This window comes from Armatimonas sp. (assembly GCF_031410135.1).
Classification (GTDB): domain Bacteria; phylum Armatimonadota; class Armatimonadia; order Armatimonadales; family Armatimonadaceae; genus Armatimonas.
Map to the genome: position 1 here is coordinate 1 of NZ_JANNYP010000860.1, position 13,790 is coordinate 13,790.

The 13,790-nt window shown below is 61.9% G+C and carries 8 protein-coding genes; all 8 read left to right on the forward strand.

The features are described 5' to 3' along the window. The first annotated feature begins 104 nt into the window (after positions 1–104). From RMO15_RS30815 to RMO15_RS30850, 8 genes are read left to right on the forward strand one after another with little or no spacing between them, the layout of a single operon-like run. A complete protein-coding gene (locus RMO15_RS30815; protein WP_309722309.1) occupies positions 105–1,673 on the forward strand; it encodes a hypothetical protein in 1,569 nt (522 codons plus the stop codon). Positions 1,674–1,708: 35 nt separating this feature from the next. Beyond that, on the forward strand, positions 1,709–2,719 hold the full coding sequence (locus tag RMO15_RS30820; RefSeq protein WP_309722312.1) for a ThuA domain-containing protein: 1,011 nt from the start codon (positions 1,709–1,711) through the stop codon (positions 2,717–2,719). Positions 2,720–2,729: 10 nt separating this feature from the next. Further along, positions 2,730–6,155 carry a glycosyl hydrolase gene (locus RMO15_RS30825; protein WP_309722315.1) on the forward strand — a complete coding sequence of 1,142 codons (3,426 nt, stop codon included), beginning with the start codon at positions 2,730–2,732 and terminating at the stop codon, positions 6,153–6,155. An 11-nt stretch (positions 6,156–6,166) separates the two neighbouring features. Then, a complete protein-coding gene (locus tag RMO15_RS30830) occupies positions 6,167–6,322 on the forward strand; it encodes a hypothetical protein (RefSeq protein WP_309722318.1) in 156 nt (51 codons plus the stop codon). Beyond that, positions 6,319–7,131, forward strand: a complete 813-nt coding sequence (locus tag RMO15_RS30835) for a hypothetical protein (RefSeq protein ID WP_309722320.1) — start codon at positions 6,319–6,321, stop codon at positions 7,129–7,131. Before RMO15_RS30830 ends, RMO15_RS30835 begins: the two co-directional genes overlap by 4 nt. After that, positions 7,128–8,438, forward strand: coding sequence for a sulfatase (locus RMO15_RS30840; RefSeq protein WP_309722323.1), 1,311 nt, complete (start codon positions 7,128–7,130; stop codon positions 8,436–8,438). Before RMO15_RS30835 ends, RMO15_RS30840 begins: the two co-directional genes overlap by 4 nt. Beyond that, positions 8,438–10,576 carry a sulfatase-like hydrolase/transferase gene (locus RMO15_RS30845; RefSeq protein ID WP_309722326.1) on the forward strand — a complete coding sequence of 713 codons (2,139 nt, stop codon included), beginning with the start codon at positions 8,438–8,440 and terminating at the stop codon, positions 10,574–10,576. The genes RMO15_RS30840 and RMO15_RS30845 overlap by 1 nt, the downstream gene beginning before the upstream one ends. Continuing rightward, positions 10,573–13,767, forward strand: a complete 3,195-nt coding sequence (locus tag RMO15_RS30850; protein WP_309722329.1) for a glycosyl hydrolase — start codon at positions 10,573–10,575, stop codon at positions 13,765–13,767. The genes RMO15_RS30845 and RMO15_RS30850 overlap by 4 nt, the downstream gene beginning before the upstream one ends. Positions 13,768–13,790 lie beyond the last annotated feature (23 nt).

The window sequence follows — 13,790 nt, forward strand, 5'->3', positions numbered from 1 at the left end:
GGCTCAGGGCTTGGGTTTGTGGGCGACACGCTCTATATCGCCGCAGGCAGTGGCAAGCGCGGCGGGTCGCCGGAGCTCAACACTTTGGAGAAGTTTGTCTGGTCATGAAAACAGAGAGTACTCTCGTCTACCCCGGCCCGAAAGGGCGCTTGCTCTACCGTGCCGATAGCAAAGGCGATACGGTTCCCGATTTCTCGTGGTGCGGCTACCAGGGCGGCGGTGTGGCGATCCCTCTCGCCCCCGTGCGCGTGACCCTGAAAAGCAGCGAGAGCGAGAGCAGCGATGATGGAGAACGCATTCAGGCGGCTCTGGAGCAAGTCGGGCGCCTGCCTGCCGATGCCACGGGCGTGCGCGGTGCCGTTCTGCTGATGCGCGGCATTTTTCGGGTTGCAGACGCGCTGAGCATCCCCTCGGGCGTAGTTCTGCGAGGGGAAGGGCAGGATCGCAGCCCAGCAAGCACCACGATTCTAGCGACAGGCACCAAAGTACGTGCCCTCCTCAAGCTCGGGGGTGAAGGAAAGCATATTCAGGCCAGAGAAGAGGCGTCCCGGCAGCCACTTCTCGATACCCACGTCGCCGTGGGAGCGCGCCGACTGCGCATCGCCAAGCCCGATGCGTTTCGTGTGGGGGATAAGATTCTCGTCGAGCGCCCCTCAACAGCTGCCTGGATCGCTGCCATCGGTATGGATCGAATCGTCCCTCGTCCGGGCGACCCCGCACTCACCAAGCAGTGGACTCCGGGGAAGTATGACATGAGCTATGAGCGCGTCGTGGTCGCGGTGGACAGCGAGAGCATCACGATTGATGCCCCCGTGGTGATGGCGATGGAGACGGCTTTTGGCGGCGGCTCGGTCTGCCGCTACCGATCCGCGCCGAGAGTGGAGCAGGCGGGCATAGAGAATTTGCGCCTGCGAAGCGAGTATAAAAAAGGTGAGGAGACCAAAGACGAAGCCCATGCCAGTAATGCGATAGATCTGGGCCTCGCGCTGGACTGCTGGGTGCGACAGGTCACCGCGCTCCACTTTCAGCAGGGCTGTGCCTCCACCAACGCCCAGACGCGGCGCGTCACGATTGAAGACTGCGCGAGCCTCGATCCCGTCTCTCAGATCGTCCCCTCCAGGCGCTACTCGTTCGGGGTGCGCGGCCAGCAAGTTCTCGTCCAGCGCTGCTATGCCCGCGAGGGTCGCCACGACTTCATGACCGGCTACCAAACTCCTGGCCCCAACGCCTTTGTGGACTGCCTCGCAGAGAACACCCACTCCGACTCCGGGCCGCACAATGGCTGGTCTACCGGAGTGCTCTACGATAATATCGTCTGCGGCCAGCTCTACGTCCAGGATCGCGGCTTCATGGGAAGCGGTCAGGGCTGGGCAGGAGCCAACCACATGCTCTGGAACTGCACCGGCACCGTGATCTGCCAGACGCCGCCGACCGCGCACAACTGGGCCGTGGGCTGCTCGGGCGTGAAGGGCAAAGAGTTCCTCAAAGACCGGGCTCCGGGCAGCTGGGAGTCCTGGGGAAAGCCCGTCCGTCCGCGTAGTCTCTACCTGAGCCAGCTGGAGGATCGCCTCGGCAAGAGCGCCCTCCGCGCGATTGCGACCCCGGAGCAGCTTGCAGGCTCTCTGACCGACTCTCTGCGCCGCCGTTTCAGTGAGCCGAAGGCTCCGCGATGAACCACCAACCCGCAAATGTCGTCCGAAGGCTAGCTATGAAAACTATCTCTATTGCTCTGGTCTGGGCGCTCGTCTATTTTGGGATGATTGCTTCCCAAGTCCATGCGGCTGATCCTAAGATCAAAGTGCTGATTGTGGATGGGCAGAACAACCACCAGTGGGCCACGACCACGCCGCTACTCAAGGCAATCTTAGAGGAGACGGGAGTCTTCACTGTCGAGGTCTCCACCGCGCCCGCTGGCTCCGCGCGCCCCCCACGGCTCCCCAAGAGTCCCACGCCCGAGCAGAGCGCGGCGCACAGTGCGGCGCTCAAAGCATTTGAGGCCGCAGAAACAACGCGTCAAGCAAGCTCTGCCGCGCTCTGGGCGAAGTGGCGACCGCGCTTCTCGGACTACCAGGTGGTCGTCTCCAACTACAACGGCGAGGACTGGCCCGAGGAAGTCCGCACGGCGTTTGTGGCGTTTGTCAAAAACGGCGGCGGCTTTGTGAGCTACCACGCCGCCAACAATGCCTTTGGCAACTGGCCCGAGTACAACGAGCTGATCGGAGTTGGCGGTTGGGGCGGGCGCACCCCCAAGTCTGGCCCGTACTTGCGGCTGCGCAATAACGCCTGGACTCCCGAGCAAGTAGATGGCCCCAGTGGCGGGCACGGCCCTCAGCGCGAGTTTCTGGTCGAGACCTACTCACCCGAGCACCCGATCCTGAAGGGCCTTCCCGCCAAGTGGATGCACGCGCAAGACGAGCTCTACCACGCGCTCCGTGGCCCCGCGAAAGAAATGACCGTGCTCGGAGCGGCGCTCTCGAACCAGACCAAAGAGTACGAGCCGATGCTGATGGTGCGCGATTTCGGCAAGGGCCGCGTCTTTCACACGACGCTGGGGCACTTTGTGGAAGCGCTCAACGGGCTGGGGTTCCAGATCACCTTTGCACGCGGTGTCGAGTGGGCCGCCACCGGGCGCGTGACCCAGCCTGCTCCTGCGCCCGGCATACTTACCGAGGGCCCCAAAGCAACCCTGCACCCCATAAAACCGACAATTAAGAACTGAGCTCTCTACCATGCCCCTAGCGCCCAAAGACTCACTGAGGACAGGCTTTCGTACTCCGCCGCGCTCCTCGCACCCCGAGACCTGGTTTCATCTTATTGGGGGCAATGTCTCCAAACCAGGGCTGACGGCAGATCTGGAGGCGATTCAGAAAGCGGGCCTGGAGGGCATCCAGCTCTTTCATGGCAATGCCACCGGGCAGGCGTGGAAGAGTGCTCCCCCGCAGATCGAGTGTCTGAGCCCGTCTTGGGACAACATGATCCGCCACACGGCCAGCGAGTGTCAGCGGCTTGGGCTGCGCTTTACGATGCAGAACTGTCCGGGCTGGGCGATGTCCGGGGGGCCGTGGATCACGCCCGGAAATGCGATGCGCCATCTGATCTGGAGCCAGACGAGAGTCGAGCAAGGGCAGAGCGGCAGTGCACTCTCGCTAGCTCTGGCAAGACCACAGCCAAGCCAGGAGCCCTGGCGTGACTTTCGCGATATCGCCGTGCTCGCTTTTCCCACCCCCGACGGCGATGCGGAGCCTATACTTGTTCCCACTGCCGTGCGTAGCAGCCAGAATGAGCAGGACTGGGCGGCGGTTCTTGCGGGAAATAAAGGCGCAACGGTTCGCGTCGCCGCCGCTTCTGCCGCCGAAAAACCAAGCTGGGTTGAGGTGACGTTTGCCCAGCCGGTGACGCTTCGCTCGCTGGAGCTGCCCCCCGTGGAGAAGCTTGCGCTACGACGAAACTTTGATCCGGGGGCCACGATCCATGTGCAGGCACTCGGTGAGAGCGGCCTGGTGGAGGTCGCCCGTCGCGAGATCCCACGCAGCAACTGGCAGGACGATCAGCCCCTCGTTCTCGCCGTGCCCAAGACCGTGGCACGGGGTTTCAGGTTCACGTTTGAGAACAAGACGCCGCTTGAGTTCTCTGTGTTCACGCTCTCCTCAGCGGCCCGCCTCCACGACTGGCACGGACAGTCCGGGCTTGTCCTGCGGAGCCTGGATCGGAGCGTGCTGCTGCCTCAAGACCGTGCGGCCTGGATCGCGCCTGAGAGTGTCTTAGACCTGAGCCGCTACCTAGACGAGAGCGGCACGCTGCACTGGAGCCCGCCTGCGGGAAAATGGACGATCCTGCGCTTTGGCCATGTCAATACGGGCAAGAAAAACGGCCCTGCCCCTCCTGAGGCCACGGGCTTTGAGTGTGACAAGCTCTCTCCACGTGGTGCCGAGGCGCACTTTGCGGGCTACATTGGGCGGCTCTCCGCGCCGGGCGGGGCGGCGGATGCGGGGCGGCTAAAGGGCATGGTAATTGATAGCTGGGAGTGCCGCACGCAGACCTGGACACCCGCGCTGGAGAAAGAGTTCGCCGCGCTCCGGGGCTACGCGCTGCGCTCCTGGCTGCCCGCGCTGGCAGGCTGGGTGGTGGGTGATCCAGGCACCAGCGAGCGTTTTCTGCGCGACTGGCGTGCGACGCTCAGCGACCTGCTGGTCAGGAACTACTACAGCCGCCTTGCGGCGCTGGGCCGAGCGCGGGGCATGACGCTCTCGTTTGAGTCGGGGCCGGGGGACGTTCCTACGGGAGACATCTTGCAGTACTACGGGCAGGCCGATATTCCTATGTGCGAGTTCTGGCACCCCAACGACCCACACGGAGGAGGGCTGGAGGCGAAACCAATGCTGCCCGCCGTCTCCGCCGCGCATATTTACGGAAAGCCGCGCATCGCCGCCGAGGCGTTCACCAATATCGGGCTACGCTGGGACGAGCACCCGTTTATGCTCAAGCACCTGGCCGACCGTCACTTCGCACAGGGACTCAACCATCTGGTTTTTCATACCTACACCCACAATCCCAGCCTTGAGTTGGTTCCTGGCACCTCATTTGGGCGTGGCATCGGCACGCCCTTTCTGCGCGGTCAGACCTGGTGGAAGCACCTGCCGCACTTCACGGAGTACCTCGCACGTACTAGCTTTTTGCTGGAGCAAGGCCAGCCTGTTTCGGATGTTCTCTGGTACCTAGGCGATGATCTGGATCATAAACCACGCCAGGATCAAGGGGAGCTCTTTCCCGAAGGCTTTAAGTACGACTATCTGAACGCCGATGCGCTTCTGAATCGCCTGAGTGTAGACAAGGGGCTCCTGAAAACACCGGAGGGAGTGACCTGGAGGGTGCTGCTGCTGCCCAATCGCCCTCGCCTGACTGCGGCGACGCTCGCCCGCTTGAGCGAGCTGGTGCGCAAAGGCGCGACCGTGATTGGCCTGCCCTCGTCTCAAAATCCCACGCTCAGCGGCGGGGATCAGGAGCAGCGGCGCTTCCAAAAACTACTGGAGGAGCTCTGGGGCACTGCGCCAAGCCTGCGCGGGGAGCGCCGTCTTGGTGCGGGACGGCTGCTCTGGGGCGGCGAGGTGAGGGCAACTCTCGCTCAGCTAGGGATCGAGCCGGACGTGAGCGGAGCTCGCTCTGCGCTCTGGTGCCACCGCCGCACGGAAACCCACGATATCTACTTTGTGGCAGCGGACCGCAAAGCGCCGCTCCGTGCCGCACTGAGCTTTCGTAGCCAGGGCCAGCCGGAGCTGTGGGACCCGCTCACCGGCACGAGTAAGCCTGCAAGCATCGTTGAGCCTCTGGAGCGTCCGGGCAAGCACACTCGCGTCTTTCTGGAGCTGCCCGCTGCGGGCTCGGTCTTTGTGATCTTTCCCCGCACCGTCCCCACAAAAAAAATGAGCACGCTCACTCGGATAACGCACAACGGCGTCTCGCTCACCGAGGGCACGGATCGCGGCGTGCCACAGGCCACTCAGGGTCTAAAATCCGGTGAGGAAGTCCAGCCCTGGGTCGAGACGCCTCCGCCGATATTTGAGTACGAGCTTCTCGGTGAAGGCAAGCAGCTGCTTTGCTGGGAAAACGGCGACTACACCCTCACCCGTAGCGATAAAGCGCTTGCGCATGCTGTCGCCAAACAGGCCAAGACGATCCCCCTGATTGGGCCGTGGTACCTGTCGTTTCCGCCGGGCTGGGACGCGCCTGAGCGACTTGCGTTGCCCACGCTCCAGCCCTGGTCGGAGCTCGCCGACCAGGCGACCCGCGCGTTTTCAGGCTCGGCAACCTACACCACGGAAGTGAACCTCGACGTCTCTGCCGCGTCTGCAAGGCTGATGCTGGATCTGGGACGAGTGGCGGTGATCGCCGAAGTGACGGTCAATGGCAAGGCAGTAGCGACCCTCTGGGCCGCGCCGTTTCGCGTGGAGATTACGGGGTTGGTACGCCCAGGGCGCAACTCTATCTCCGTCACCGTGACCAATACCTGGCACAACCGTCTTGCCTACGATGCCGCGCTCCCCGAGAGCCAGCGAAAAACCTGGGCGATCAACGCCCCGAAAAAAAATGCCCCCCTCCAGCTCGCGGGCCTTCTTGGGCCGGTCGTGATACGCCAGGGCGAGCTCATCAAACTATGAAAAACAAGGTAATGACCCCTAATTTTTTCGGGGCACCCGCCGGGGCACTGGCGAAGACGAAAGCACGGCTGAGCCAGGAGAACTCTGGGCTCCAACCTGCACGAGAGGCGCTGCTCACGCTCACCGAAGGTCCTAAAGCTGCCCTGCTGCCTCTGAAACCGCTATGAATGGCGAAGAGCTCCCCGATCTCAGCAGTGTTCCTGCCGACCTGACTCTGCCCGCACTCAGCGAAGGGATGCCTAAGGCAGGGAGGCGCGTGAGGCACTTCCTTTCGGAATACGCGGGTACGCAGGTCTATCATGTGCTGTATCTCCCTACGGACTGGAAAGAGGGAAAGAAATACCCAGTGATAGTCGAGTATGCCGGTAACGGTGGGTACTCCAACCGCTTCGGGGATGTTTCTCACGGTGTCCCGGAGGGGAGTAAGCTGGGCTACGGACTCTCCGCAGGCCAGGGCTTTCTCTGGCTCTGTCTGCCGTATATTGATGTGGGACGTACCCGTATCTGCACCCAGTGGTGGGGCGATGTCAACGCCACTCTGGAGTACTGTAAGACAGCCGTCCGCTTGGTCTGTGACCAGTACGGCGGGGACTCCTCTGCCGTGATCCTCGCAGGGTTCTCCCGGGGCGCCATCGCCTGCGGTTATCTGGGACTACACGACGACGAAATCGCCAGTCTCTGGCGGGCCTTTATTGCGTATAGCCACTACGACGGTGTGAAAACGTGGCCCTACCCCAGCTCCGATGTTGCTTCTGCCGTGGCGCGCCTAAAACGGCTAAAGGGGCGCCCCTCGTTTGTCTGCGACGGAAGTACAGAGGCAACACGCTCGTATATCGCCTCAACGGGTGTCCAAGCTCCCTTTACCTTCCAGAGTGTGCCGTTCCGGAATCACAACGATGCTTGGGTACTCCGCGACACGGCTGCCCGAGTGGCACTACGAGCGTGGCTAAGCGCAGTGCTAGCAGTAAGGAAATGATGAAAACAAAACCGAACTTTGTCTTTTTTCTGACGGATGACCAGCCGTACAACGGCCTGAGTTGCACCGGCAATCCCGTGCTGAAGACGCCGCACTGGGATGAGCTTGCCGCAGAGGGCGTGCTCTTTGAGAAAGCTTTTGTCACCACCGCGATCTGCTGTTGTAGCCGTGCGAGTCTCTACACGGGCCAGCACATGCGTCGCCATGGAGTTGCGGACTTCAAGACGCCGCTCTCGGCGGCGCAGTGGCAGCAGACCTTTCCCGCACTTTTACGCAAGGCAGGCTACCGTACGGGCTTTCTCGGCAAGTTTGCCATCGGTGCACCTCAGCCCAATAAAGCGCTCGCTCTGCCTGCCGATCAGTTCGATCTCTGGTACGGCTTTCCACAGAACATCGCGTTTAAACAGATGATAGATGGCAAGCCGCGCTACCTAACCACCGTGATGACCGAGAAAGCCGTCGCGTTTCTGAAGGAGGCAAAGCCTGAGCAGCCGTTCTGCTTAATTATCGCACTGAAAGAGCCGCATGGGCCGCTGGACTACTTCGACCCAGAGTATAAAGACCCCTACACCAACGCGACCATTCCGCCGCCGAAGAATCTGAGTCGGGAGTCGTTTGAGGCGCTCCCCGAGAATGTCCGGGGCAGTCTGGGAGCCACTCCCGAGTGGTTTGAGAAGCCCGCGACATTCCAATCCGCACTTCGTAAGACCTATGCCTACACGAGTCGCGCCGATGCTGCCGTGGGAGAGATCTGTCGGGCACTCAAAGAGCAGGGGCTTGATCAGAACACCGTGGTAATCCATCTATCAGATAATGGCTCGATGGACGGCGCACATGGACTCGACGGCAAGTGGCTGATGTACGAGGAGTCTATCCACGTGCCACTGATCATCCGCGACCCGCGCCTGCCAAAGTCCACGCGCGGACGGCGCTCGCAGCTGGCGCTCAATATTGACCTCGCGCCCACGATTCTCGCGATGGCGGGTGTTCCGATTCCCCAGGGCATGCAAGGCCGCGATCTCCAGCCGATCTTGCGCAATGCCAAAGCCAAGGGCCGCGCCGACTGGTACTACGAGCACACCTACAACACCGACCCGCCGCGCAAGCCGATTCCCAAGAGCGAGGGCGTCCGTACCGAGCGCTGGAAGTACATCCGCTACACAGAACCGCAGCAGCCTTTAGAACAACTCTTTGACCTGAACACCGACCCGCAGGAAGAGCGTGATCTGGCGGGAAACGCTGCGTATACAAAAACGCTGAGCCAGCTTCGTGCTCGGTGCGACGACTACCGAAAGACATTAAGATAATGATGAAACCCCTCGCCCTGCTCTTGCTCGGCACACTTGCAAGTACGGCTCTCGCGGCACCGCCGAAGCCAAAGCCAAAACCCAATGTGGTCTTTATTCTCGCCGATGACTTGGGCGTGAACGATCTCTCGCTCTACGGCAGTAAATTTCACGAGACCCCAAACATAGACGCGCTGGCCCGGCGCGGTATGGCGTTCACCCAGGCGTACTCGGCGAGCCCGCTGTGCTCGCCCACGCGCTCCAGTATTCTGAGTGGCCTCTTTCCCGCTCGCACCGGCATCACAGCTCCCGACTGCCACCTGCCCAAGGAGGTCTTTGCGAAGAACTTAGTCGGCAAGGCGGCTCCAACGCAGAAAGTGCTGACCGCCGAGAGCGTCACGCGCTTTAAGACCGAGTACTACACGCTGGCAGAAGCCTTCAAGGCCGACGGCTACACCACGGCGCACTTTGGGAAATGGCACCTCGGCCCCGAGCCCTACTCCCCGCTCCAGCAAGGTTTTGACTTCGATGTCCCCCACACGTCGGCTCCCAGTCCGCTGGGAAAGGGCTTTTTCTACCCGTTTCCCGTCTGGAAGGGCCACGGCAAGCCCGGCGATAACTTAGAGGACTTAGTCGCAGACGAGGCCGTGGGGTTTATCGCAAAAAATAAAGACAAGCCGTTTTTCCTGAACTACTGGTCGTTTGAGGCGCACTCTCCGTGGCAGGCGAAAGAGACGCAGATCACAAAATACCGCGCCAAGGCCGACCCCAAGTCACTTCAGCGCAACCCGGTCTATGCGGGGATGATCGAGACACTGGACGAAGTGGTGGGGCGCTTGGTGGCCGCGCTGGACAAGGCGGGCGTGCTGGACAACACTATTATCGTCTTTACGTCGGACAATGGCCCCTATATTGTTCCTAACAAAGAGCACATGCCCGAGGAGTTTCACAGCGTCCCCGTGACGAGTGCGCTGCCGCTCCGGGCGGGCAAGGGCAATATCTACGAGGCGGGAACGCGTGTGCCGCTGGTGGTGGTCTGGCCGGGAAAAGTCAAGCCCGCGTCGCAGAGCGCGGCGCTGATCCAGAGTACGGACTTCTTCCCCACGTTTGTGGACATGCTCGGCTGGAAGCTTCCTTCAAGTGCGCAACGCTTCGACGGCATGAGCCAGCGGCAGGCGCTGGAGAAAAATAAAGCCGTTCGCCAGGAGATCTTCTGCCACTTCCCGCACGGCCAGGGCAGCAATGTCTACGAGGCGATGCCCGCGCCCACCCCCAGCACTCCCGCCAGCTCCGTGCGCGTCGGCGACTGGAAGCTGATTCGGTTCTACTGCGACGGTCCCGAGCAGGCCAACCGCCACGAGCTCTACAACCTCAAGGCCGACCCTGGTGAGCGGCGTGATCTCGCTGCCACGCAGCCAGAGCGCGTGACGCAGCTTGCGTCGCGTCTGGACGCGCTTCTTAAAGACACCGAGGCGGTGATTCCGCTGAAGAACCCTGCCTACAACCAGAACCCGAAGCCCAAGCTCGTTGCGGACGCGGAGGGCTGGGTCAGCCTCTTCAATGGCGAGAACCTAGACGGCTGGGAGCGCCACAGTGGCACGGCGGAGTACCGGGTGGAGGACGGCGCGATTGTCGGCAAGACTGTGCTGGGAAGCCCCAACACCTTTCTCTGCACCAAGCAGACCTACGGCGACTTTATTCTGGAGTTTGAGTTTAAAGTGGCGGACACGATGAACTCCGGGGTTCAGTTTCGTAGCCAGTTTTTTGACAAGTCCACCGAGCTCATGGTCGCGGGAATGCCCAAGAAACTCCCCGCGGATCGTGTTCATGGCTACCAGTACGAGATTGATCCCTCCGCACGTGCCTACACCGGCGGTATCTACGATGAAGGACGGCGCGGCTGGCTGGTGGATCTGAAGCAGAACCCCACGGCTCAGAAAGCGTTTAAAAAAGGCGAGTGGAACCGAGCGCGTATCGAGTGTCGGGGCGATCAACTCCAGACCTGGATCAACGGGGTCAAAGCCGCCGAGCTCAAAGACAGCCTAACCCTGCGCGGCGTGATCGCGCTGCAAGTGCATGGCATCGGGGCAGGCAAGAAAGCGCCCGGCGAAGAAATCCGCTGGCGAAGCCTACGGATCAAGAACTTGGATAAACCATGACAAGTCACCAGAAAAAGACGGAGCTTGAAGCGGGCTTCGTTCGTCCGCCTGCCTCGGCCAAACCCCACACCTGGTGGCACTGGATGAACGGTAATGTGAGCAAGCAGGGCATCACGGCAGATCTAGAGGCGATGCAGCGTGTGGGAATCGGGGGGTGTCAGGCATTTCATGTGACGGATGGCATTCCCGCTGGGCCGGTTGGTTATATGAGCGATACTTGGCGCGCGATGATGAAGCACGCCCTCACGGAAGCCGAGCGCCTGGGGCTGGAGGTCTGCCTGCACAACTGTGCGGGCTGGTCGAGCTCGGGTGGCCCCTGGATCACCCCGGAGCACGCGATGCAGAAGCTGGTGTTCTCCGAGAAGCGCGTCACGGGGCCAATGGTTTTCTCGGGCGAGCTGGAGCAACCCAAAGCCACGGCGGGCTACTACCGCGATATTGCGATTCTCGCCTTTCCCACACCTAAGGGCGAGCTGCGCGGCGGCAGTGGCTTTCGGATCGCGGATATTGAGGCCAAGGCCGGGTTTGGTGCCAAGGATCGGCCCGCTCCTGACACGCGCACGGTCGAGCCGGGCGATTGTATCGCTCTGAAAGAGATTGTTAATCTCACGGGACGTAAGAGCTGGCAGGTGCCTGCGGGTGAGTGGACCCTTGTGCGCTTTGGCCACACCCCAACGGGCTCCACCAACCGCCCCGCTCCCCCGGAGGGTGTGGGGCTGGAGTGCGACAAGCTCAGCCGTGCGGCGGCGCTACTGCACTGGCACAGCTCGATGGCCAAGGTCATCGCGGACATCGGGCCGTCCCTGAGGGGCAAGGCGCTCAATAACATCCTGATTGATAGCTACGAGGTGGGCTACCAGAACTGGACACCGCAGCTCGCGACAGCATTTCGCAAGACGCACGGCTACGACCTACTGGCCTATCTGCCCTGCATCACCGGGCGCGTGGTGGGAAGCCTGGAGCAGTCCGAGCGCTTTCTGTGGGACTTTCGCCGCACGATTGCGGATCTGTTTCTGAGTGAGTACATCGGCACCTTTGAGCAGCTCTGCCACAAGCAGGGCTTGACGCTCTCCATTGAGCCCTACGGCAACGGCAACTTCAGCCACGCCGAAGTCGCCGCCCGTGCTGATATTCCCATGGGCGAGTTCTGGGTGAGGTCACCGGGGCGCTACACCTGGACGGGCAAGCTGGCCGCATCGGCGGCGCATGCCAGCAGCCGAAAGTTTGTAGGAGCGGAGGCATTTACGGCGTCCCCACCGAACGCCTGGATCAATAGCCCCGCGTCGCTCAAGGCCGAGGGCGACTACTTTTTCACGCAGGGGATCAACCGCTTCATTTTTCACACGTTTGTCCATCAGCCTTGGCCGAGCTCGGTTCTGCCGGGCATGACCATGGGACCGCACGGGATGCAGGGCAACCGGAACAACACCTGGTTTGAGCAGAGCGCGGCCTGGATGACCTACATCGCGCGGTGCCAGTATCTCCTGCAAGAGGGCCACGCCGTGATGGATCTCTGCTACGTGCTCGGTGAGGACACCGCCAGTGCTAATAGCCTGGAGGTTCGTGACGCGCTCCGTCCCGCCCCGCCCCCTGGCTACGACTACGGCGTGGTGGATGTCGCCACGGTGATGAAGTTATCCGTAAAGAACGGCGAGCTGGTGCTGCCAGGCGGCATGCGCTACCGTGCCTTGGTGCTGATGCCCAGCCGGGGGATGCGCCCCGCCCTGGCACGCAAGCTCGCCGCCCTGATCCAGGCCGGAGCCCTCGTGGTCGGCCCCCGCCCCACACAGTCCCCGAGCCTGGCAGGCTACCCTAGATGCGACGAGGAAGTCCGGCGGCTCGGAAAGGCAATCCCTGAGTGGTCGCTGGAGCAGGCGCTGGCACAGCTCCGCCTTATGCCCGATGCCCGCTTCTCCGCACCTCAGATAGAGTATCTCCACCGCAGAACGGCAGACACGGATCTTTATTTTGTTTCGAATCAGAGTGCTCAGCCGTCCGTGGTGGACGCCACGTTTCGCATCCGTGGTAAGTGCCCCGAGCTATGGAATCCCGAGACTGGTGAGATCCGTAAAGCGCCCATCTGGCACGAGAAAGAGGGCAGCACGACGGTTGCACTCACGCTGGAGCCATCGGGCTCCGTGTTTGTGGTCTTCCGTGAGGCCGCAGGTAGCGCGGATCACTTGGTTGCCATCGCGCCTCTAAATGGGAGCGCGTCTGTACAACCGACGGCGCTGGAGATTCGCCACGCTCGCTACGAGGCTGTGGATGGCTCGGAGGGCAAGGACGTCACCGAGCAGCTCCAAAAGCTCGTGAAGAACGGAGCACTGAGCCTTGAGGTCGGCAATAGCCTCTTTGGCGATCCAGCGTTCAAGAAAGTCAAGCAGCTCACGGTGACTTATCGCCTGAATGGGACAGAGAGAACCGAGACACGCAGCGAGAAGAAACGCCTGGAGCTTGGGGCAGTGGGCGCTGTTGCGACTCTGCCAGACTATGCACTGACGGTGGATGCGAACGGCTTGCCACGTCTGCGAGCGAGCGCTCCCAGTGCGATGCGGCTGACGTCTGCCTCGGGTAAGCGCTGGCAGGCTGTCGTGAAGGCGGTGCCAGCGCCGCTAGAGATTACGGGGCCCTGGCAGGTGAGATTCCCCACCGGTTGGGGCGCTCCTGAGCAGATCTCGCTGGAGCGCCTGAGCTCCTGGACACGGCACGAGCACCCGGATGTGAAGCACTTTTCGGGAACTGCCACCTACCGTACCAGCTTCATGCTTCCTGAGGCTACGTTCTCCGAGGCCCGCCTAGAGCTAGGGCGCGTTGAGGTACTGGCGCAGGTCTGGCTCAATGGCACGGCGCTGGGAACGCTCTGGAATGCGCCGTTTCAGGTCGAGGTGACAAAAGCGCTCCGCCCCGGTGTGAACACGCTAGAAGTACGCGTGACCAACCAGTGGGTCAACCGCTTGATCGGCGACGCGGCCCTCCCGGAAGACGAGCGATTTACCGGTGGAACCACGTCCGGACGAGGACGCGGTATTGCCGCGATCCCCGAGTGGCTCTTGAAGGGATCACCGCGTCCGGCAACCCTGCGAAAGAGCTTCGCCACCTGGCAGCACTACAGCGCGAACTCTCCTCTGCTAGACTCCGGCCTGCTCGGCCCGGTGCGGCTTGTCTTTTTACAAGAGGCAACACTGGACTGAAACGCCACGCGAAAAGAACGGTT

What these genes read in the sequence shown, in the direction of transcription:
- RMO15_RS30830 (WP_309722318.1), top strand. Translation starts at nt 6,167, where the DNA reads ATGACCCCTAATTTTTTCGGGGCACCCGCCGGGGCACTGGCGAAGACG.
- RMO15_RS30820 (WP_309722312.1), top strand. Translation starts at nt 1,709, where the DNA reads ATGAAAACTATCTCTATTGCTCTGGTCTGGGCGCTCGTCTATTTTGGG.
- RMO15_RS30850 (WP_309722329.1), top strand. Translation starts at nt 10,573, where the DNA reads ATGACAAGTCACCAGAAAAAGACGGAGCTTGAAGCGGGCTTCGTTCGT.
- RMO15_RS30845 (WP_309722326.1), top strand. Translation starts at nt 8,438, where the DNA reads ATGATGAAACCCCTCGCCCTGCTCTTGCTCGGCACACTTGCAAGTACG.
- RMO15_RS30840 (WP_309722323.1), top strand. Translation starts at nt 7,128, where the DNA reads ATGATGAAAACAAAACCGAACTTTGTCTTTTTTCTGACGGATGACCAG.
- RMO15_RS30825 (WP_309722315.1), top strand. Translation starts at nt 2,730, where the DNA reads ATGCCCCTAGCGCCCAAAGACTCACTGAGGACAGGCTTTCGTACTCCG.
- RMO15_RS30835 (WP_309722320.1), top strand. Translation starts at nt 6,319, where the DNA reads ATGAATGGCGAAGAGCTCCCCGATCTCAGCAGTGTTCCTGCCGACCTG.
- RMO15_RS30815 (WP_309722309.1), top strand. Translation starts at nt 105, where the DNA reads ATGAAAACAGAGAGTACTCTCGTCTACCCCGGCCCGAAAGGGCGCTTG.